The sequence below is a fragment of the Pseudomonas sp. R76 genome (assembly GCF_009834565.1).
Lineage (GTDB): Bacteria > Pseudomonadota > Gammaproteobacteria > Pseudomonadales > Pseudomonadaceae > Aquipseudomonas.
This window is the reverse complement of the sequence record NZ_CP019428.1, coordinates 4,861,321-4,882,266: the sequence shown is the minus strand read 5'-3', so window position 1 is coordinate 4,882,266 and position 20,946 is coordinate 4,861,321. Positions and strand designations below refer to the sequence as shown.

Here is a 20,946-nt window from a genome sequence, read left to right as displayed (position 1 = left end):
AGCTGGCTTGCCTGCGATTCAGGCTCCGCGGTGTGACAGTTGCACCGTGGCGATGCTATCGCGGGCAAGCCCGGCTCCCACGCAAGCCAGCGCCCACAGTTATCGCGGCGGCAGGGTCTTCTGGCGCAGGATATAGATCGTCACGAGCACCGCACTGGTCAGCATAAACCCACGTGCCCACGGCAGCGGCACCAGGTAGCAGGAGACGCCAATGCTCAGCCACATCAGGCCGATGGCATAGACCTTGCCCTTGAGCGGGATGCCATTGCCATCCAGGTAATCTTTGATCCACGGGCCCAGGCGCGGGTGTTCCACCAGCCAGTGGTAGAAACGCGGGGAGCTTCGAGCGAAGCAGGCGGCGGCGAGTAGCAGGAAGGGGGTGGTTGGCAGCACCGGCAGGAAGATGCCGATCACCCCCAGCGCCACGCTCAGCCAGCCGATGGCCAGCAGTGCGTAACGCAGGAGCGGCGAGCGAGTGCCCATGGGTGTCACGGGCAAACGACTCAGTGGTGACGTGGCTTGAGGATCGCCGGTTTTTCGTCAGGCGCGTTGCACAGCAGGTACAGCGCGGTCAGGGCTTCCGGAATCTGTACGATCATGTCGTCCATCAGGTTGGCGTCGGAGGCGATGTCGGAGAACTCCGGCTGGTCGTCGAACAGGCCCGAACCGACCATGATCGGCAGCAGCATTTCGCTGACTTCTTCCTCGGCGGTTTCAAACCAGGCGGCTTCGCGCAGGAACACGCCTTCCATGAAGCCGATGCACCAGCCGCGCAGGTCGGAGTCATCCGGGTCTTCGCCCAGGTCCAGCTCGCAAGGCAGCTCGAATTCCTCATCGGAAGCCAATTGGCGACCGATATGGGCCTTGAGGGCCAGCAGGGTGGATTCGATTTCTTCGCGCTGGGCGGCATCAGCGTAGTGCGGCTCTTCGGCAAACAAGGCGTCGATCCACTCACGGTCCGGCACGATGTCGGAAGAGATCGACAGGGCGGTCAGGTAGCCGTGGGCGGCCACGTAGTCCAGCGCCTCGTCATGCAGCTCATCGGCGTCGAGGAAGGCTTGCAGGCGGGTTAGTTGCTCAGCGAAGGACATTACGGGATACCTTGGGAATAAACGATGCGCAATTCTAGGCTTTCTTGAGCGCCCCGGCCAGCTGCAAGGCATATTTGCCGGGTTTTAGATAGCAGTCGCTATTCGTCAGTGGCGCCCTTTGCGGGCCGACGCTCGGGTATACTGCCGCGTTTTGTGATGCCCCTGCAGGCCAAGCGCCAACCCGCGAAAACTTCGCTTACGGATTATTTCCCGTGAAGCCCGGGTTTTTCGGCCAGCCTGTACAGAGGGATTTCGGCACCATTTTGGAGTTTTACATGCTCGAGCAGGCTCAACGCGTCCTCAAGGACATCTTCGGCTACGACAGCTTTCGTGGCCGCCAGGGTGCGATCATTGAGCGCGTGGCCAGTGGCGGTGATGCCCTGGTATTGATGCCTACCGGCGGCGGCAAGTCGTTGTGCTTTCAGGTGCCGGCGCTGTTGCGTAATGGCTTGGCCGTGGTGGTGTCGCCGCTGATCGCATTGATGGACGATCAGGTTGCCACCCTCGAAGAACTCGGCGTCGCCGCCGCGTCGTTGAACTCCACCCTCAGCGCCGAGCAGCAGCGCGACCTGGCCGCGCGAATCAAACGCGGCGAAGTCAAGATGCTCTACCTGGCGCCTGAGCGCCTGGTGCAGCCGCGGATGCTGGCATTTTTGCAGAGCCTGGAAATCGCCCTGTTTGCCATCGACGAAGCCCACTGCGTATCGCAATGGGGCCACGATTTCCGTCGCGAATATTTGCAGTTGGGCCAGTTGGCGGAATTATTTCCCGACGTCCCGCGTATCGCCCTGACGGCCACCGCCGACAAACGCACCCGCGAAGAGATCGTCGAGCGCCTGCATTTGCAGAACGCCGAGCGTTTCCTGTCGAGCTTCGACCGGCCGAATATTTTCTACCGTATCGTGCCCAAGGAGCAGCCACGCAAGCAGTTGCTGGCGTTTCTGTCCGAGCGGCGCAGTGATGCGGGCATCGTCTATTGCCTGTCACGCAAGAAGGTCGACGAAGTGGCCGCGTTCCTCTGCGAGCAAGGTTACCCGGCGCTGCCGTACCACGCGGGCCTGCCCAATGAAACGCGCTCTGCGCACCAGAAACGCTTCCTCAACGAGGAAGGCCTGATCATGGTGGCGACCATCGCGTTCGGCATGGGCATCGACAAATCCAACGTGCGTTTCGTTGCGCACATGGACCTGCCCAAGTCCCTTGAGGCGTACTACCAGGAAACCGGTCGCGCCGGCCGTGATGGCCTGCCGGCGGATGCCTGGATGGTCTACGGCCTGCAAGACGTGGTGATGCTCAAGCAGATGCTGCAGAACTCCGAAGGCGACGAGCGCCACAAGCGCCTGGAGCAACACAAGCTCGACGCCATGCTGTCGCTGTGTGAAGAGACCCGCTGCCGCCGTCAAACCCTGCTGGCGTATTTCGACGAAGACATGCCCGAGCCGTGCGGCCACTGCGACAACTGCGTCGACGGCGTGCAGACCTGGGACGCCACCGAACCGGCGCGCCAGGCGCTGTCGACCATCTACCGCACGGGGCAGCGCTACGGCGTCGGCCACCTGGTGGATGTATTGCTGGGCAAGGACAACGAAAAAGTGCGCAGCTTCGGCCACGAAAAACTCTCGGTCTATGGCGTTGGCAAGGCCCGCGCAGAGGGTGAGTGGCGCTCTCTGTTCCGGCAGATGGTTGCACGCAACCTCGTGGATATTGACATTGAAGGCTATGGCGGCCTGCGCTTGAACGACAGTTGCCGGCCATTGCTCAAGGGCGAAGTGAGCCTGGAGCTGCGCCGCGACCTCAAGCCGCAAACCACCGCCAAAAGCAGCAGCACCAGCCCGGCCAGCCAGTTGGTACGTGGCGAAGAGCGCGAACAGTGGGAAGCCTTGCGCACCCTGCGGCGTAAGTTGGCGCAGGAGCACAGCGTGCCGCCTTACGTCATCTTCCCCGACTCCACGTTGCTGGAGATGCTGCGCGAGCAGCCCACCACCCTGGCCGAAATGGGCCGGGTCAGCGGTGTGGGTGCACGCAAGCTGGAGCGTTACGGGCAGGCCTTCCTCGAAGTGCTTGGCGGGCAGGCCGAAGCGCCGAAGGAAGTCGCCGATATTCGCCACGAACTGATCAGCCTGGCGCGTGCCGGCATGACCCCGATGCAGATTGCCGGCCAGCTGCAATGTTCGGAAAAGAACGTCTACACCTTGCTGGCCGAATCCATCGGCAAGCAGCAGCTGTCGTTGGAGCAGGCCCTTGATTTGCCGGAAGATCTGCTCGGTGAAATCCAGGACGCCTTCCTCGACGGAGAAGGCGAACTGCCACCGGTTACGGAGATCGCGCCGCTGTTTACCGGGCGCGTTCCAGAGGGTGTTTTGTACTGCGTGCGGGCCGCGCTGCAGTCTGAATTCGAAATTTAGTGTGCCAATTGCGCCAATGTAACGAATCAGTACATAGCGACGCTTGCCTCCTGGCATGGCTCATGCTTAGCTGACTAATAATTAGCCACACTTTATTTTCAGTCTAAACCACGAGTTTTTTATGCCGTTAACCGATCAACACCGCTTTGGCATGCAGTTGGCGCAAATGTCCCGAGGTTGGCGCGCCGAGCTGGACCGCCGTTTGGCGGGGCTGGGTTTGTCCCAGGCACGTTGGCTGGTGCTGTTGCACCTGGCCCGTTTCACCGAGGCGCCGACCCAGCGTGAGCTGGCACAAAGTGTCGGGGTAGAAGGGCCGACCCTGGCACGCCTGCTCGACAGTCTCGAAGGCCAGGGCCTGGTGCAACGCCAGGCCGTGCTCGAAGACCGCCGCGCCAAGCGCATTTTGCTCTGCGACACCGCCCGCCCTTTGATCGAACAAATTGAAACCATCGCCACGGCGTTGCGCCATGAACTGTTTGTGGGCGTGGACGAAGAGGATTTGCGCGTGTGCATGCGGGTGCATGGGCACATTCTGGCGAATCTGGAAAAGTCCTGATCTCAGATACACAGAGATAAAAAATGTGGGAGCTGGCTTGCCTGCGATAGCGGTAGTTCAGTCAGCTTATTCAGCGACTGATACACCGCCATCGCAGGCAAGCCAGCTCCCACACAAGCCAGCTCCCACCGTTGTTTTTTTACTGCCTAGAACGTCTGGCCCAGGTTCAGATAAACCGCCTGCTGATTATCATCATTGAACCCATAGCTGAAATTCAGCGGCCCCAGCGGCGTATCAAAGCCCAGGAACACACTCGCGGCATTGATGTAGCCACTGTCGAACTGATTGTCGTTGTTCCATGCCCGGCCGCGTTCCACGGAGGCCCCGAGGTACAGCGGGAAATCCAGCGGCAGGTATGAACGCGGTGTCAGGCGGCGGTAGTACACCGCACGCATCAACGCGATGTTCTGCCCCGATATCGCATCTTCGCGAAAGCCCGACAATTGCCGCGCACCGCCGAGCAGGAAGCTGGAGGTCACCACGTCGGATTTATCCAGGGTGCGCCCGTAGCGACCGCCCAGTATGAGTGTGTCCGGGCCATGGCTCATGGCCTTGTCCAGTTTGAACTCCCACTGCCGGTAGCGCAGGTCCGAGCCCAGGCCGGGTTCGAACTCGCGAAAGGCCAGGCCGATGTCTTCGCCGGTATGCGGGAAGTACACGTTATCCAGGGAGTCGAACGAGTACTTCAGCTCATAAAAACCTTCGCTGAAGCTCTGACTTGGCTCATTGTGATCGCCAATGCGCACGTCCGCCTTGCCCCAGGCCTCGCCGACACCAAAGCGGATCTCGCCGCTGTTGCCGATCTGGCGCCCCACATTCAAGCCAAAGCCGTAGCGTTCCACGCGGTATTCGGAGATGGGGTCGTTGTCCAGAATGACCTCAACGTTCTGCGCCTGGGCACTGATATAGGGCGCAACGAAGTAGCGTGAGCCGACATCCAGTGGCTGGTAGAACTCGCTGTACAGCTCTTGGCGGTCGCCAATCTGCACGCGCGTCAGCCATTCGGCGCCGAGGCGATTGATGCCATTCATGCGGTAGCTGGCGCCGAGGTTGAAGGCGCTGTCGCCGCGCATGTCATCCGACAGGTTCAGGCCCAGGCGCAAATAGTCGGTGCCGCTGCGTTTGCCGCGTGCACTGATCACCAGGGTGTTGTCCTGGCCCTTTTTGACTACGCGGTATTGCACCTGCTCGAAGTAATCCAGGCCGTACAGGGTGCCCATGTCGGTTTGCAGGCGGCCCAGGTTCAGCGGCTCGCCCAGGTTCTGGCGAATGTAGTAGCGGATCACGTCATCGCTGACTTTCGAGTCGTTCTCCACCTTGATCGCGGTGATCACGGGTGTGCGCTCGCCGGGTGTGCGGGCTGCGATCAGTTGCGGATCGACGGGCTCAGCGGGGCGCAGATGGGCCAAGCGCACATCGAGGGCGCGGGTGGCGCGGTAGCCGGCGTCGATCATGTCCTTGGCGCGGCCGAAGTCCGTGACGCCGTAGGCCGCCAGCGGCGGTTGTATCAGCACATCCTTGGGGTGCAGAGCCTTGAGCTGTTCCTCGGAGTTGCGCCGGGTCATCAGCGTGATCGACTGGTTGAGCACGTCTACCACGGTAGCCAGCTGTTTGCGCGAACGCAGCGGGGTGCCGATGTCGACCACTATGGCGATGTCGACGCCCATTTCGCGCGCCACATCCAACGGGATGTTGTCGGTCATGCCGCCATCCACCAGCAGCCGGCCGTCTATTTCCACTGGGGCGAACACCGCCGGTATCGACATGCTGGCGCGGATCACCTGGGGCAAGTGGCCTTTGTTGAACACCACTTTTTCTCCCGTGGTGATGTCGGTGGCCACCGCGCGAAAGGGAATCGGCAGCTTGTCGAAATTACGCGTGTTGCTGCTATGGGCGAACATGCTCTCCAGCAGCAGTGCCAGGTTCTGGCCCTGGATCACCCCCAGCGGCAGGCCGAGGCTGCCATCGTCGCGAAAGCTGAGCTTCTGTTTGACCAGGAAATCGCGGTCATCCTGTTTGCGTCGAAACGGCACGTCTTCGCGGGGTGGCGCGTCGGACAGCGCCTGTTGCCAGTCAATACTCAGCGCGAGCTTTTCCAGCTCATCGATCTTGTAGCCCGAGGCGTACAGCCCGCCAATCACGGCGCCCATGCTGGTGCCGGCGATGGCATCGATTTGAATGCCTTGCTCCTCCAGGGCTTTGAGTACACCAATATGCGCCAGGCCACGGGCAGCGCCGCCGGACAGCACCAGGCCGATTTTCGGGCGTGGGCTTTCGACGGCGTCGGCGAGCAGGGGGAACAGGCACAGAAACAGGCAGGACAGCAGGCGGCGCATCATGAATCTCGAGGCTGGGCGATAAAGGCCGGTATTATAGCCACTCGATCCGCCGAGCTCGTTATGCCAGGAACCTCTCAAATTATGTCTGCAACCAAACCCGAGATCGTCATCACCTATTGCACCCAGTGCCAATGGCTGCTGCGCGCCGCCTGGCTGGCCCAGGAACTGTTGAGTACGTTCGCCGATGATTTGGCGCGTGTGGCCCTGGAACCGGCCACCGGCGGCGCGTTTCGCATCACCTGCGACGGTGTGCAAATCTGGGAGCGCAAGGCCGATGGCGGCTTCCCGGAGGCCAAGGTACTCAAGCAGCGCGTGCGCGACCAGATCGACCCGCAGCGGGATCTGGGCCACAACGACCGCAACGCCTGAATATCAGGTTGCGGCCGCAGGTGCCTTGGCTTGGCTGGTGCTGCCCATCAGCCCGGACAGCACGATCGCGACAATGATCAGCGCGCCGCCCAGCAACATGCGCAAGGTCGGGGTTTCGGCAAACAGCAGCCAGGCAGCGGTAATGCCGTAGACCGGCTCCATGGCGAACACCACCGAGGCGGTGCGCGCCTTGATTACCGCGAGGCTGGCGACAAACAGGCTGTGGGCCAGGCCGGTACAGAACACCCCGAGCAGCCCGATCCACAGCCAGTCGATTGCGCGCACATCCGCCAGCCCCGGTGCCGCCACCGGCAGCAGGCAGGCCGCGACCACCACGTTCTGGCACAGCGCCGCTTGTACCGCCGGGATGCGCCCGGAGCTGGCGCGGTTGTTCAGCGACAGCAGCGAGAACAGCAGGCCCGAGGCGATGCCCCACAGCAGGCCGCCTGTGGCGGCGCTGGCGAGGTTGAAGTCTGGCGTCACCAGAATCAAACCGATGCTGACCAGCACCACCAACAGCACTTCATTGGCGCGAATGCGCTCGCGGAAGATCAGCCCTTCAAGGATCACGGTAAACGCTGGGAACGCGGTGAACCCGAGCGTTGCGACCGCAACCCCTGCGGTTTTGACGGCAATAAAGAAGGTCACCCAATGCGCCGCCAGCAGCACGCCGCTGACCAGCAGGCGGCGCCAGTCGCGCATTTCGAGTTTTTTCCAGGCGGTGTTGCTGGCGAATCGCGCAAAGACGGCGAGGGCGACCACGGCAAAGGCAGCACGGCCGAACACGATAATGGCCGGCGAGGCGGCCGCGAGCTTGCCGAATACGCCGGTGAGGCCAAACATCAATGCGCCGATATGCAGGGCGCCGAGGGCTGAGCGGGGAGTCATTGCGATCCTTGAACCAACGGGGGTGACAGCATCGCAGTCTAGAGGGTTGAACACGTGGGCGTCTGTCGCGCGGCTCGCGTTTTTTATCGCCAGACTATGATGAGCGTCGCAGGGCGCTTGGGGAGGCGCCAAACTCGCGCAACATGGCGGCGGCAAACGCACTTTGCGAGCTGTAGCCGACGCGCTCAGCGATCTCGCCGATGGGCAGCGGCGTTTCGCGCAACATGCCCAGGGCCATGTGCAGGCGACGGCTGCGGATGTAGTCCATCGGCGTCTGCCCGCACTCGGCGATAAAGCGCGCATGCAAGCGCGCATGCAAGCGCGCCACCGACAGGTCGGCGATGCGCGCCAGGTCTGCGACCTGCAAGGGGTGCTTAACGTGGCGTTCGATATGCGCATTGAACGCCGTATACGGCAGGCGTTTTCCCGGCGCCGGTTGGGCCAGCGGGTGATTGAGGCTGGCCAGTAACAGCACCGCACCTTGCTGCACGATCAGCGGGTCATCCACCGGGCTGTGCGCGAGCCATTGCACCAGCTGGCTTTGGCGCGAATCCAGGGTCAAGTGTGCCGATTGGTCGAGCAGGCGGCGGCTGGCATCGGCATGCTCGCCCAGCGATTGCACCACCCAATGGTCGGTGGGCACATCCAGCACCAGGCAGCGGCTGCCATCGCGACTGCCGCAGGCATGGTGGGCGCAGAAGGGCAGCACCATCACGCTGCTTTCGTGCACCTGGCTGCCACGGCCATCGACTTCCAGGTCCAAATGCCCCGACAGGCCAAACACCAGCTGTGCGTGGTCATGGCTGTGGGCGAGGGGCTCTTCGAGGTAGTGGCGCAGCGTGAGGGTCGGTCTCATCGCGGTCTCCTGGTGGCGCAAGGCAGCAGTCTACAACGCTTCACGGGCGCCAGGTGCTGTCATCAGACTGACGCACAGCTGTCATGGGCTATTAACCGCCAGGGCGCAAGCTCGCGAAAACACCGTTGAGGGAAGCCCATGACCCGTGCCGAGTTTGCCAAACCCAGCCGTAAACAACGGGTTCGCACCCTGTGGATTTCCGACGTGCACTTGGGCACGCGGGATTGCCAGGCCGAACACTTGTCGCAGTTCCTCAAGGGCTATCACGCCGACAAGGTGTACCTGGTCGGCGACATTATCGACGGCTGGAAAATGCGCGGCGGCATGTATTGGCCCCAGGCCCATACCAACGTGATTCGCCGCCTGCTGACCATGGCCAAGCGCGGCACCGAGGTGATCTACGTCACCGGCAACCACGACGAGTTTCTACGGCGCTATTCCAAGCTGATCCTGGGCAATATCCAGCTGGTGGACGAAGCCGTGCACGTCACCGCCGATGGCCGCCATTTGCTGGTGATTCACGGCGACCAGTTTGATGTGATCACCCGTTACCACCGTTGGCTGGCGTTCCTTGGCGACTCGGCCTATGAGTTCACCCTCACGCTGAACCGCTGGCTCAATCACTGGCGGGCGCGCTATGGCTACGGCTACTGGTCGTTGTCGGCGTACCTGAAGCACAAGGTGAAGACGGCGGTGAGCTTTATCAGCGATTTCGAAGAGGCCATCGCCCATGAAGTGACCAAGCGCGAGTTGCATGGCGTGGTCTGCGGGCATATTCACCACGCGGAAATTCGCAAGGTGGGCGAGGTGGATTACCTCAACTGCGGGGACTGGGTGGAGTCGTGCACGGCGTTGATCGAGCACTGGGATGGGCATATCGAGTTGTATCGGTTGGCGGACGCGCAGGCCAAAGAGGCACAGCTGAAAGCCGAGATGGTTGCCAGCTAAAGGCCTTACTCAGTTCAAATGTGGGAGCTGGCTTGCCTGCGATGGCGGTGTGTCAGCCAAAAAAGGCTAACTGATACACCGCTATCGCAGGCAAGCCAGCTCCCACAGTTTGATTCGGTTTCTTCAGTTGCAGACGTCGGCGATGGCTTGGGCCAGCAGGCTCAAGCGCGTCGCGTCAAACCCGGCAACGTTGGCCCGGCCCGAACTGACCATATACACGCTGTGCTTCTCGCGCAGTTGCTTGACCTGTTCGGCACTCAAGCCGGTATAGGAAAACATCCCGCGCTGCGCACCGATATGCGCAAAGCGTTCAGCCAGCCCGTGGGGCGCCAGTGCCTCCACCAAGCCCGCGCGCAGTTGAGCAATCCGCGAGCGCATGGCTTCGACTTCGTCGCTCCATACCTGCTTGAGCTCGGCATCGCCGAGGATGGTTGCCACCACGGCCGCGCCATGATCCGGCGGCGTCGACCACAAATTACGCGCCGTATTGGCCAACTGGCTGCGTACATCCGTGAGCTTCTCGGCATCCGCCGCGCACACGATCAACGCGCCGACACGGTCGCTGTACAGGCCGAAGTTCTTCGAGCAGGAGCTGGTGATCAGCACTTCCGGCAGCTCGGCGGCAAACAACCGTACCGCCCAGGCGTCCTGTTCCAGGCCGTCGCCAAAGCCCTGGTAGGCGAAGTCGATCAGCGGCAGCAACTGGCGCTCGCGCACGATCTGCAGCACCTGGCGCCAGTCATCCTGGGCCAGGTCAAAACCGGTCGGGTTGTGGCAGCAGGCGTGCAGCAACACCACGTCGCCCTTGGGCACGGTGGCGAGTGTCGCCAGCATTGCGGCCACGTCCAGGCGGTTATCAGCCCCCACGTACGGGTAATGGCTGACTTTGAGCCCGGCCTTGGCGAAGAGGGTTTCGTGGATCGGCCAGGTCGGGTTGCTCAGCCACACGCCACGGCCGGGCAAGTGTTGAGCAATAAAGTCGGCACTCAGGCGCAGTGCGCCGGTGCCGCCCGGGGTTTGGGTGGCGCCGGCACGTCGCTCGCGAATCAGCGCTGAACCGCTGCCCAGCACCAGTTCGCTGATCAATGCACCGAATGCCACATTGCCGTGGCCGCCGATGTAGGTCTTGGTGGGCTGGGTATCGACCAGGCGCTGTTCGGCCAGCTTCACTGCGTGGGGAATCGGCGTCAGGCCCTGGTCGTCCTTATAGACGCCCACGCCGAGGTCGAATTTGTTCGGGTTGGTGTCCTGGGCATACAGGTCCATCAGCCCGAGGATCGGGTCGCCGGGCACGCGGCCAATGGCATCGAAATGCATTACTTGCGGCCCTCGGCGTCCTTGGCCACTTCGTCGGTGCGCGCGGCCATGATGAAGTCGTTGCGGTGCAGGCCTTTAATCGAGTGGCTCCACCAGGTCACGGTGACTTTGCCCCACTCGGTGAGCAGGCCTGGGTGGTGGCCTTCGGCTTCGGAGATTTCACCCATGGCGTTGGTAAAGGCCAGGGCGAATTTGAAGTTCTTGAACAGGAAAACCTTTTCCAGCTGCATCACGCCGTCGCGTACTTCGATGTTCCAGTCGGGAATCTGCTTGATCAGTACCGGCAACTCTTCGTCGCTGACCTGTGGGGCGTCGGCGCGGCAGGCTTCGCAGTGGGCTTGGTTCAAGGTGGTCATGTGGGTGTCCTGAATTCGAATGATTGAAGATCAGTGGGCGTTACCCTAAAGCAACGCGCGGCCAGGGAACAGACTCACCTGGCCTCAAAACGTAAGGCTCAAGCAGCCTTGGGCTTGGGAGGGAATTTCGGCGCGTGCAGACCCAGCTGCATACCGCGCTCGACCATGCCCATGATGTCTTCCTGCGCCACGTCGAACAGGCGCTTAAGCTCAGGCAGAACGAAGTACAGCGGTTGCAGGATGTCGATACGATACGGCGTGCGCATGGCTTCGAGCGGGTCGAAGGCCTGGTGCTCGGGCTCGTCCGACAGGCAGTACACACTCTCCTTGGGCGACGACAGAATGCCGCCACCGTAGATGCGCCGGCCTTGTGGCGTATCCACCAAACCGAATTCGATGGTCATCCAGTACAGGCGCGCCAGGTACACCCGTTGCTCCTTGGTGGCCGCGAGGCCGAGCTTGCCGTAGGTGTGGGTGAATTCGGCAAACCAAGGGTTGGTCAGCAGCGGGCAGTGGCCGAAGATTTCGTGGAAAATATCCGGCTCTTGCAGGTAGTCCAATTCTTCACGGGTGCGAATAAAGGTCGCCACCGGAAATTGTTTGCTGGCGAGCAATTCGAAGAAGGTCTGGAAAGGAATGAGTGCGGGGACGCGGGCGACTTGCCAGCCGGTGGTCTCGGCCAGCACTTTGTTGATTTCGCCCAGTTGCGGAATGCGGTCCAGCGGCAGGCCGAGCTTGTCGATGCCGTCCAGGTATTCCTGACACGCGCGACCTTCGATCACTTTCAGCTGACGGGTGATCAGGGTGTTCCACACCGCTTGCTCTTCCGGCGGGTAGTGGATAAAACCTTGCGCATCGGGCTCACGCGCCACGTATTGCGTTTGCTTCATACGGCTCTCCTGCTAGGCATTCGTTCTTGTTATGTCCTGCGATGAGCCTATTGATAACGCGCAGGGCAGGCGGATTCCATCCGGCTGATGGCCAGGACTGTAGGAAAGTTTACCGATTATCGTAAAGTTTTCGTTACGATCGGCCGGTCTGTCGTTGTATTGGGCTGTGAAAAGCTCACGCGCTGTCACATAATCTTGACGACTATCTGCGCCCAGCGGCAAAAAGCCGCGGCGCCTTCCCACTTTTCGGGCCTTTTCATGCGTATCAAAGTGCATTGCCAGAACCGCATCGGCATCCTGCGGGACATTCTCAACTTGCTGGTGGAATACGGCGTCAACGTCGCCAAGGGCGAGGTGGGCGGTGAACATGGCAACGCCATTTACCTGTTTTGCCCGAACCTGGTGAACATGCAATTCCAGGCGCTGCGCCCGCAATTCGAAGCGATTGCCGGTGTGTTTGGCGTCAAGCGGGTGGGGCTGATGCCCAGCGAGCGTCGGCACATGGAACTCAATGCGCTGCTTGGCGCCCTGGAGTTCCCGGTGCTGTCCATCGACATGGGCGGCTCCATCGTCGCCGCCAACCGTGCGGCGGCGCAGTTGCTCGGCGTGCGCGTGGACGAGGTGCCAGGCATTCCGCTGTCGCGGTATGCCGAAGATTTCGACTTGCCGGAGTTGGTGCGCGCGAGCAAGTCGCGGATCAATGGGCTGCGGGTCAAGGTCAAGGGCGACGTATTCCTGGCGGACATCGCGCCGCTGCAATCCTCTGAGCATGACGACAGCGAGGCCATGGCCGGCGCCGTGTTGACCCTGCACCGCGCCGACCGCGTGGGTGAGCGTATCTACAATGTGCGCAAGCAGGAGCTGCGCGGCTTCGACAGCATTTTCCAGAGTTCCAAGGTGATGGCGGCGGTGGTGCGTGAAGCGCGACGCATGGCGCCGCTGGATGCGCCGCTATTAATAGAAGGCGAAACCGGCACCGGCAAAGAGCTGCTGGCGCGCGCCTGCCACCTGGCCAGCCCGCGTGGGCAGTCGCCGTTGATGGCGCTTAACTGCGCGGGCCTGCCGGAGTCGATGGCCGAGACCGAGCTGTTCGGCTATGGCCCCGGCGCCTTTGAAGGGGCGCGGGCCGAAGGCAAGTTGGGGCTGCTGGAGCTGACGGCGGGCGGTACGTTGTTTCTTGATGGCGTGGGCGAAATGAGCGCGCGCCTGCAGGTGAAGTTGCTGCGCTTTTTGCAGGACGGCTGCTTTCGCCGGGTGGGCAGTGATGAAGAGGTCTATTTGGATGTGCGGGTTATCTGTGCGACCCAAGTGGATTTGTCGGAGCTTTGTGCGCGCGGGGAGTTTCGCCAAGACCTTTATCACCGCTTGAATGTGCTGTCGCTGCATATCCCGCCGTTGCGCGAATGTCTGGATGGCTTGGCGCCGTTGGTCGAGCACTTCCTTGACCAGGCCAGCCGGCAAATCGGCTGCCCGCTGCCCAAGCTCGCGCCGGCGGCGATGGATCGGCTCAGCCACTATCACTGGCCGGGCAATGTGCGGCAGTTGGAAAACGTGCTGTTTCAGGCGGTGTCGTTGTGCGAGGGCGGCACGGTCAAGGCTGAGCATATTCGCTTGCCGGATTATGGGGTGCGTCAGCCGCTTGGCGATTTTTCCCTGGAGGGCGGGCTGGAGGAGATCGTCGGGCGGTTTGAAAAGGCAGTGCTGGAGGCTTTATATGCCGAGCATTCCAGCAGCCGGCAGCTCGGCAAGCGCCTTGGCGTTTCCCATACCACCATCGCCAACAAGCTGCGCGATTACGAAATTCTCAAGGCTGACAAGTGAACGCATCCTCTGTGGGAGCTGGCTTGCCTGCGATGGCGGTGGGTCAGTTAGCTGATGTATCCACTGATACACAGCTATCGCAGGCAAGCCAGCTCCCACATTTGTTATTTGTCATCTTCAAGACCTGTGCTTGCCGTAAGCGGCAGTTGTCCGCCGTTTTTTCGACTCTCGTCCAGCCTCATCATCTCCGCACCTCCCCGCAAACCCCCGCTCCGCCTGGACTTTTCCTTGTTTTAAAAAGTTGGTTCGCAAATTGCTTAAGCCTCATCAGTACAGCGGTGGGCGGCAAGCGTCCGTCAGAAAGAGGATAGAGCGTGGATAAGTACCTTTACGTGGCAATGACCGGCGCCAGCCAGAATGCACTGGCGCAGAAGGCCCATGCCAACAATCTGGCGAACATCTCCACCAACGGCTTTCAGCGTGACCTGGAGCAGGCGCGTTCGATGCCGGTGTTCGGTGACAGCTTTCCGGCGCGGGCGTTTGCCATGACCGAGCGGCCGGCCACTGACTTCTCGCCGGGCGCCATGATCGAGACCGGTCGTGACCTGGATGTGGCGGTCAACGGCAATGGCTGGATCGCCGTGCAAACCCCGGATGGCAGCGAAGCCTATGTGCGCAGCGCCAGCATGAACGTCGATGCGCTGGGCGTATTGCGCGCCGGCAACGGCATGCCGGTGATGGGCAACGGTGGCCCGATTGCCGTGCCGCCCCAGCAGAAAATCGAAGTGGGCTCGGACGGCACCATCAGTATCCGCGCCATGGGCGAAGGCCCGCGAGTGATGGCGGAAGTGGACCGCATCAAGATGGTCCAGCCCGACCTCAAGAACATGAATAAAGGCCTCGACGGCACCATCCACACCAAGGATGGCCAACCGGCGCAGGCGGATGCGAACGTCACGCTAACCTCGGGTTTCCTGCAGGCGAGCAACGTCAACGCGGTGGAAGAAATGACTGCGGTGCTCTCGCTTTCCAAGCAGTTCGAGCTGCACATCAAGATGATGAACAGCGCTAAAGAAGACGACCAGGCCATGACTCGCGTTCTGTCGATGAGCTGATCGCGGCCTCACTGAACGAACACTAATTTTGCAGCGCAGCGCCAACAAACAGGCGCACGAAGGAGAACAGCATGCTTCCGGCTCTATGGGTTGCCAAAACAGGTTTGTCCGCCCAGGACACCAACCTGACCACCATTTCCAACAACTTGGCAAACGTGTCGACCACGGGCTTCAAACGTGACCGCGCCGAGTTCCAGGACTTGCTCTATCAGATCAAGAAGCAGCCGGGCGCTCAGTCGACCCAGGACAGCGAACTGCCGTCGGGCCTGCAACTGGGTACCGGTGTGCAGATCGTTGGCACCCAGAAGAACTTCAGCGCCGGTAACCTGCAGCAAACCGGTCAGCCGTTGGACATGGCCATCAACGGCCGTGGCTTCTTCCAGATCCTGCAACCGGATGGCACTACGTCCTACACCCGTGACGGTACTTTCCACCTCGACTCCAATGGCCAGATCGTCACCGCCAACGGTTTCGCCCTGGAGCCGGCTGTCGTGGTGCCTGCGGACGCCAAAACCTTCACCGTCGGTAACGACGGCACCGTGTCGATCACCGTGGCCGGCAACCCGGCCTCGCAAGTGATTGGCAACCTGCAAACCGCCGACTTCATCAACCCGGCCGGTCTGCAGGCCATGGGTAACAACCTGTTCCTGGAAACCGCTTCCAGCGGCGCGCCGCAAATCGGCACGCCTGGCCTGAACGGTTTCGGCACCACCCTGCAAAGCACCCTGGAAACCTCCAACGTGAGCACGGTTGAGGAGATGGTCAACATGATCACCACCCAACGCGCCTACGAGATGAACTCCAAGGTGATTTCCACCGCCGACCAGATGCTTTCGTTCGTAACGCAGAATCTGTAATCAAGTCTATGGGGCGCCATTGACGGCGCCTGCAACACCGTGAGGTAAGGGTCATGAATCGCTATGTTTCTGTTCTGGCATTGAGTGGGATCGCCGTGCTCGCGGGCTGTGTCGCCCCGACGCCAAAGCCCAATGACCCGTACTACGCGCCGGTGTTGCCGCGCACGCCGTTGCCGGCGGCGGCCAACAATGGCTCGATCTACCAGGCCGGTTTCGAACAGAACCTGTACAGCGATCGCAAGGCGTTCCGCGTGGGTGACATCATCACCATCACCCTGAACGAGAAAACCCAGGCGAGCAAAAACGCCAACTCGCAGATCGGCAAGACCAGCAAGACCAGCATCGGCCTGACCTCGCTGTTCGGCGGCGTGCCCAACACCAACAACCCGCTGGGCAGTGGCGACCTGAGCCTGGGCGCCGGCTACAGCGGCGACCGTGCCACCAACGGCAAGAGTGCGGCGGGGCAGGGCAACAGCCTGACCGGTTCGATCACCGTGACCGTGGCCGATGTGTTGCCCAACGGCATCATCGCCGTACGCGGTGAAAAGTGGATGACCCTCAACACCGGCGACGAGCTGGTGCGGATTGCGGGCATGGTCCGCGCCGATGATATTTCCACTGACAACACCGTGCCGTCGACACGGATTGCCGATGCGCGCATTACCTACTCGGGTACGGGTTCGTTTGCTGATGCGAGTCAGCCGGGCTGGTTCGACCGTTTCTTCCTTAGCCCGCTGTTCCCTTTCTAGGTGGCCACTTTGAAACTCAAACAGCTGATGGCTGCCGCGTTATTGCTGGCCTTGAGCGCAGGGGCACATGCCGAGCGGTTGAAAGACATCGCGAGTATTTCCGGCGTGCGTTCCAACCAACTGATCGGTTACGGCCTGGTGGTGGGGCTCAACGGTACGGGTGACCAGACCACCCAGACGCCGTTCACCCTGCAGACCTTCAACAACATGCTCTCGCAGTTCGGCATCAAGGTGCCGGCGGGTTCGGGCAACGTGCAGCTGAAAAACGTCGCGGCCGTATCGATCAGTGCCGACTTGCCGGCGTTCTCCAAGCCGGGCCAGGTGGTGGACATCACCGTGTCCTCCATCGGTAACTCGAAAAGCCTGCGCGGCGGCACCTTGCTGATGACGCCGCTCAAAGGTATCGACGGCAACGTCTACGCCATCGCCCAGGGCAACCTGGTGGTGGGCGGCTTCGACGCCGAGGGCCGTGACGGTTCGAAGATCACCGTCAACGTGCCATCGGCCGGTCGCATTCCGGGCGGCGCCACGGTTGAACGCACCGTGCCAAGCGGTTTCAACCAGGGCAACAGCCTGACCTTGAACCTCAACCGTTCGGACTTCACCACCGCCAAGCGCGTGGTCGACAAGATCAACGACATGCTCGGCCCTGGCGTGGCCCAGGCCATCGACGGCGGCTCGATCCGCGTCACTGCGCCGTTGGACCCAAGCCAGCGCGTCGACTACCTGTCGATCCTGGAAAACCTTGAGGTCGACCCAGGCCAGGCCGTCGCCAAAGTCATCATCAATTCGCGTACCGGCACCATCGTGATCGGCCAGAACGTCAAGGTGTCGCCGGCAGCGGTAACCCACGGCAGCCTGACGGTGACCATCACCGAAGACCCGATCGTCAGCCAGCCGGGGCCGTTGTCCAACGGCCAGACGGCGGTGGTGCCGCGTTCGCGGGTGAATGCTCAGCAAGAAGCCAAGCCGATGTTCAAGTTCGGCCCCGGCACCACGCTGGATGAGATTGTCCGCGCGGTGAACCAGGTGGGCGCAGCCCCAGGTGACTTGATGGCGATCCTCGAAGCTCTGAAACAGGCCGGCGCCTTGCAAGCCGACCTGATTGTGATCTGAGGCCATGGCCATGGATATGCGCAAGAGCGGGATCAGCAGCACGGCGGACTCGGGGTCTTACTCCGACCTCAACCGGCTTAACCAGCTCAAGGTCGGCGCCGACAAGAACAGCGAAGGCAACATGCGCAAAGTGGCGCAGGAGTTCGAGTCGCTGTTTTTGAGCGAAATGCTCAAGTCCATGCGCTCGGCCACCGAGGCGCTGGGCAAGGACAACCCGATGAACACCCCGGCTGCCAAGCAGTACCAGGAAATGTACGACCAGCAGCTGGCGGTGTCGATGTCCCGCGAAGGCGGCGGTATCGGCTTGGCCGACGTGCTGATGCGCCAGATGCAGAAGAACAAACCGGTGGACGCCCAGGCGGCCACCTTGCAAGGCCCGGAAGCCGCGCAGGCGCCAGCGAAGAAAGTTGATGTGCCGACGGAAATCGCCGCTGGCACTAAAGCCGAAGGCCCGTTGGGCCGCTCCAATGGCCAGCGCCCGCTGTGGGCTTATCGCGTGGCCGTGCCGGAAGGCGCGAGCGCACACGCCAACGATATGGAGCTGATGAACCAGCGCCGTATCGCCTTGCCGAGCAAGCTGACCGACCGCCTGTTGGCCGGCATCGTGCCGAGCACCGACGCAACGACTGTCGCCCAAAGCGCGCCGCTGCGTAACAGCGCCGCCGCTGACAACGTGATCAACAGCACGGCGCGCAGCTTTGCCGTGCCGAGCGGGCGCATGCAGGTCTACGGCCGCGCCATCGCCCAGCCACCGTTGGCGCCGGCGAAAAAAGCCTTCAGCTCGCAGGATGAATTCGTCGCCACCATGCTGCCGATGGCCAAGGCGGCCGCCGCGCGCATTGGCGTGGATCCGAAGTACCTGGTGGCCCAGGCCGCGCTGGAAACCGGTTGGGGTAAATCGGTGATGCGCGCCGAAGACGGCAGCAGCAGCCACAACCTGTTCGGCATCAAGGCCGGGCAGAGTTGGCAGGGCGGCCAGGCGCGTGCAATCACCAGCGAGTTTCGTGATGGGGCGATGGTCAAGGAAACGGCGCAGTTTCGTTCCTATAACTCCTACCAGGACAGCTTCCACGACCTCGTGACATTGCTGCAAAGCAATGATCGCTATAAAGAAGTTGTGAAATCAGCCGACAACCCGGAACAGTTTGTACGCGAGTTGCAAAAAGCCGGATATGCAACCGACCCGGACTACGCCAGCAAGATTTCGCAGATCGCTAAAACGATGAACAGTTACCAGAACTACGCTGCCGCGGGCGCATCCACTCATTTATAAGGTCTGAATCATGAGTTTGCTCAATATCGGGATGTCGGGGCTCAACGCCGCTCAAGGATCGTTGTCGGTCCTGAGTAACAACATTGCCAACGTCAACACCCCGGGATACTCGCGTCAGCAGACCACCCAGAACGCCAGCGCCAACAACCAGTACGGCGGCGTGTACATCGGCAGCGGCACCACACTGGCGGATGTGCGCCGCATTTATAACGACTTTTTGGGCGCCGCCTACCAGAGCAGCACCTCGCTCAACAGCGACGCCACCGCCTACGCGGGCCAGGCCGCAGCCATCGACAAGACCATGTCGGACAAGTCCACCGGCATGTCGGCGGTGCTCAGTGCGTTTTTCGCCTCGCTGCAAACCGCGGCGGCGACCCCAAGCGATGTGTCCGCGCGGCAATTGCTGGTGACCAGCGCCCAGACCCTGAGCAACCGCTTCAACGCGATTTCCACCCAGTTGACCCAGCAGAAAGAGACCATCAACGGCCAGCTGAAGACCATGAGCGATCAGGTCAACACGATCACCGCGTCGATTGCCTCGCTGAACAGTCAGATTGCGCAGGCCCAGGGCTCGTCGAACAGCGCGCCGAACAACCTGCTGGATGCGCGTAACGAAGCCGTGCGTTCGCTCAACGAATTGATTGGCGTGACCGCGACCGAGAAGAACGGCCAGCTCAGCATCACCACCGGCACCGGCCAGTCGCTGGTTGAGGGCAGTATCTCCAATACGATTTCGGCCGTACCCAGCAGCACCGACAATAGCCAGTACACCATCCAGCTCAAAATGGGCGACACGTCGATGGACATCGGCTCGGTGGTGACCGGCGGCAGCATCGGCGGCCTGCTGCGTTACCGCAGTGACGTGCTGATGCCGGCCATCAACGACTTGGGTCGCATCGCCATTGCCACCGCCGACAGCGTCAACAGCCAGTTGGGCCAGGGCCTGGACCTGAATGGCGATTTCGGTTCCTCGCTGTTCAGCGACATCAACAGCGCCGCGGCGATTGCCCAGCGCAGCCAGGCGGCGGCGGGTAACAGCGCAAGTTCGGGCAACTTGAATGTGACGATTGCCGACAGCAGCAAGCTGTCGACCTTCGACTACAAGGTCACCTTCACCAGCGGCAACCAGTACAACGTGGTGCGTTCCGATGGCAAGGCCATGGGTTCGTTCGACACCACCACCACGCCGCCGCCGGTGATTGATGGTTTCACCCTCGCGTTGAATACCGGCGGTACAGTAGCTGCCGGTGACAGCTTTAAAGTCAGCCCGACGGCCACGGGTGCCAGCAACATCGGTGTCGATTTGAAAGACCCGAATAAAATCGCGTTTGCCGGGCCATTGGCCGGCAATGCCAGCAAGACCAACACCGGCACCGGCACGTTCACGCCACCGGTGTTGACCGTGCCTATCGATATCAATGGCGGCGCGGCGACCGCGCAGCTGCGCACCGGGATCGAGAACTCGATGCCGGTGAAGATGGTGTTCGGCGACCCGGCAGCGGACGGCACCCAGCCTTACTCGCTCACCGACGCCCAGGGCAACTCGATCGGCACCGGCAGCATCATTCCGGGCCAGGGCAACAAGATCACCGTCAACGTGCCGATGCGCGATGCGAGCGGTACGTTGATCCCCGGCAAAAGCTTCAGCTTTGATACCACCGTGGCCGGTTCGCCGGTTAAAAACGACAGCACCACGTTTTCGTTCAACAGCGGCGCGGCGTCCGATGGCCGCAACGCCCAGCAGTTGCTGGGCTTGCAAACCAAGGCGACGGTGGGTGCGGTGGACGGCAATGCGGGCGTGAGCCTGGTCAGCGCCAATAGCCGGCTGGTCTCCCAGGTCGGTTCCAAGGCTGCCCAGGCCAATACCGACAGCACCGCCACCGGCGCCTTGCTGGCGGCGAACAAGGCGGCGAGCAACTCCGTGTCCCAGGTCAACCTGGACGAGGAGGCGGGCGACATGATCAAGTTCCAGCAGTACTACACCGCGTCGTCGCAGATCATCAAGGCCGCGCAAGAAACCTTCAGCACATTGATTAACGCCCTTTAAAGGAGTCTGGAAC

General features: G+C 61.7%; 19 protein-coding genes. 11 read left to right on the top strand and 8 right to left on the bottom strand.

The features are described 5' to 3' along the window. Positions 1-99: 99 nt before the first annotated feature. Positions 100-483 carry a YbaN family protein gene (locus PspR76_RS21935; RefSeq protein WP_159958668.1) on the bottom strand — a complete coding sequence of 128 codons (384 nt, stop codon included), beginning with the start codon at positions 481-483 and terminating at the stop codon, positions 100-102. A 20-nt stretch (positions 484-503) separates the two neighbouring features. Next, positions 504-1,091 carry a UPF0149 family protein gene (locus PspR76_RS21930; RefSeq protein WP_106576431.1) on the bottom strand — a complete coding sequence of 196 codons (588 nt, stop codon included), beginning with the start codon at positions 1,089-1,091 and terminating at the stop codon, positions 504-506. Positions 1,092-1,366: 275 nt separating this feature from the next. Between PspR76_RS21930 and recQ the strand changes: the two genes are divergently transcribed. Together recQ and PspR76_RS21920 are read left to right on the top strand one after the other, a co-directional pair. Then, on the top strand, positions 1,367-3,496 hold the full coding sequence (gene recQ / locus PspR76_RS21925) for a DNA helicase RecQ (protein WP_159958666.1): 2,130 nt from the start codon (positions 1,367-1,369) through the stop codon (positions 3,494-3,496). A gap of 121 nt (positions 3,497-3,617) precedes the next feature. Continuing rightward, the gene (locus PspR76_RS21920) at positions 3,618-4,052 is read left to right on the top strand and encodes a MarR family transcriptional regulator (protein ID WP_083357468.1); all 435 of its coding nucleotides are present in this window, start codon (positions 3,618-3,620) and stop codon (positions 4,050-4,052) included. Between the two features lie 146 nt (positions 4,053-4,198). Here the strand turns inward: PspR76_RS21920 and PspR76_RS21915 are convergent, their stop codons facing one another. Beyond that, positions 4,199-6,388: a patatin-like phospholipase family protein gene (locus PspR76_RS21915; protein ID WP_159961587.1), complete on the bottom strand. Its 2,190-nt coding sequence runs from the start codon at positions 6,386-6,388 to the stop codon at positions 4,199-4,201. Between the two features lie 84 nt (positions 6,389-6,472). Here PspR76_RS21915 and PspR76_RS21910 point away from each other — a divergent pair, with 84 nt between their 5' ends. Next, entirely contained in the window at positions 6,473-6,760 is a 288-nt protein-coding gene (locus PspR76_RS21910; protein WP_159958664.1) for a SelT/SelW/SelH family protein, read from the top strand. A 3-nt stretch (positions 6,761-6,763) separates the two neighbouring features. Here PspR76_RS21910 and PspR76_RS21905 read toward each other — a convergent pair whose 3' ends face one another. Then, the gene (locus PspR76_RS21905) at positions 6,764-7,648 is read right to left on the bottom strand and encodes a DMT family transporter (protein ID WP_159958662.1); all 885 of its coding nucleotides are present in this window, start codon (positions 7,646-7,648) and stop codon (positions 6,764-6,766) included. Positions 7,649-7,742: 94 nt separating this feature from the next. Beyond that, complete coding sequence (locus PspR76_RS21900; RefSeq protein WP_159958660.1) at positions 7,743-8,504, bottom strand: helix-turn-helix transcriptional regulator; 762 nt, start codon at positions 8,502-8,504, stop codon at positions 7,743-7,745. Between the two features lie 138 nt (positions 8,505-8,642). On the opposite strand from PspR76_RS21900, the gene PspR76_RS21895 reads away from it, so the two are divergent. Further along, the gene (locus PspR76_RS21895; RefSeq protein ID WP_159958658.1) at positions 8,643-9,452 is read left to right on the top strand and encodes a UDP-2,3-diacylglucosamine diphosphatase; all 810 of its coding nucleotides are present in this window, start codon (positions 8,643-8,645) and stop codon (positions 9,450-9,452) included. A 123-nt stretch (positions 9,453-9,575) separates the two neighbouring features. Here PspR76_RS21895 and PspR76_RS21890 read toward each other — a convergent pair whose 3' ends face one another. The 3 genes from PspR76_RS21890 to phhA form a co-directional block, all read right to left on the bottom strand. Beyond that, positions 9,576-10,769, bottom strand: a complete 1,194-nt coding sequence (locus PspR76_RS21890; protein WP_159958656.1) for an amino acid aminotransferase — start codon at positions 10,767-10,769, stop codon at positions 9,576-9,578. Further along, on the bottom strand, positions 10,769-11,125 hold the full coding sequence (locus PspR76_RS21885; protein WP_017134918.1) for a 4a-hydroxytetrahydrobiopterin dehydratase: 357 nt from the start codon (positions 11,123-11,125) through the stop codon (positions 10,769-10,771). The genes PspR76_RS21890 and PspR76_RS21885 overlap by 1 nt, the downstream gene beginning before the upstream one ends. A gap of 98 nt (positions 11,126-11,223) precedes the next feature. Then, positions 11,224-12,015 (bottom strand): phenylalanine 4-monooxygenase, encoded by a 792-nt coding sequence (gene phhA / locus PspR76_RS21880; RefSeq protein ID WP_159958654.1) that lies wholly within the window; start codon positions 12,013-12,015, stop codon positions 11,224-11,226. Between the two features lie 258 nt (positions 12,016-12,273). On the opposite strand from phhA, the gene PspR76_RS21875 reads away from it, so the two are divergent. The 7 genes from PspR76_RS21875 to flgK all read left to right on the top strand — a co-directional run bounded on the left by PspR76_RS21875 (position 12,274) and on the right by flgK (position 20,933). After that, positions 12,274-13,836: a sigma-54-dependent transcriptional regulator gene (locus tag PspR76_RS21875; protein WP_159958652.1), complete on the top strand. Its 1,563-nt coding sequence runs from the start codon at positions 12,274-12,276 to the stop codon at positions 13,834-13,836. 314 nt (positions 13,837-14,150) lie between these two features. After that, positions 14,151-14,891 carry a flagellar basal body rod protein FlgF gene (locus tag PspR76_RS21870; protein ID WP_159958650.1) on the top strand — a complete coding sequence of 247 codons (741 nt, stop codon included), beginning with the start codon at positions 14,151-14,153 and terminating at the stop codon, positions 14,889-14,891. A gap of 71 nt (positions 14,892-14,962) precedes the next feature. After that, positions 14,963-15,748, top strand: a complete 786-nt coding sequence (gene flgG, locus PspR76_RS21865; RefSeq protein WP_005790105.1) for a flagellar basal-body rod protein FlgG — start codon at positions 14,963-14,965, stop codon at positions 15,746-15,748. A 53-nt stretch (positions 15,749-15,801) separates the two neighbouring features. Continuing rightward, a complete protein-coding gene (gene flgH / locus PspR76_RS21860; protein WP_159958648.1) occupies positions 15,802-16,497 on the top strand; it encodes a flagellar basal body L-ring protein FlgH in 696 nt (231 codons plus the stop codon). A gap of 27 nt (positions 16,498-16,524) precedes the next feature. Beyond that, positions 16,525-17,613: a flagellar basal body P-ring protein FlgI gene (locus PspR76_RS21855; RefSeq protein ID WP_162530309.1), complete on the top strand. Its 1,089-nt coding sequence runs from the start codon at positions 16,525-16,527 to the stop codon at positions 17,611-17,613. Between the two features lie 4 nt (positions 17,614-17,617). Next, the gene (gene flgJ / locus PspR76_RS21850) at positions 17,618-18,886 is read left to right on the top strand and encodes a flagellar assembly peptidoglycan hydrolase FlgJ (RefSeq protein ID WP_159958644.1); all 1,269 of its coding nucleotides are present in this window, start codon (positions 17,618-17,620) and stop codon (positions 18,884-18,886) included. 10 nt (positions 18,887-18,896) lie between these two features. Next, complete coding sequence (gene flgK, locus PspR76_RS21845) at positions 18,897-20,933, top strand: flagellar hook-associated protein FlgK (protein WP_159958642.1); 2,037 nt, start codon at positions 18,897-18,899, stop codon at positions 20,931-20,933. Positions 20,934-20,946 lie beyond the last annotated feature (13 nt).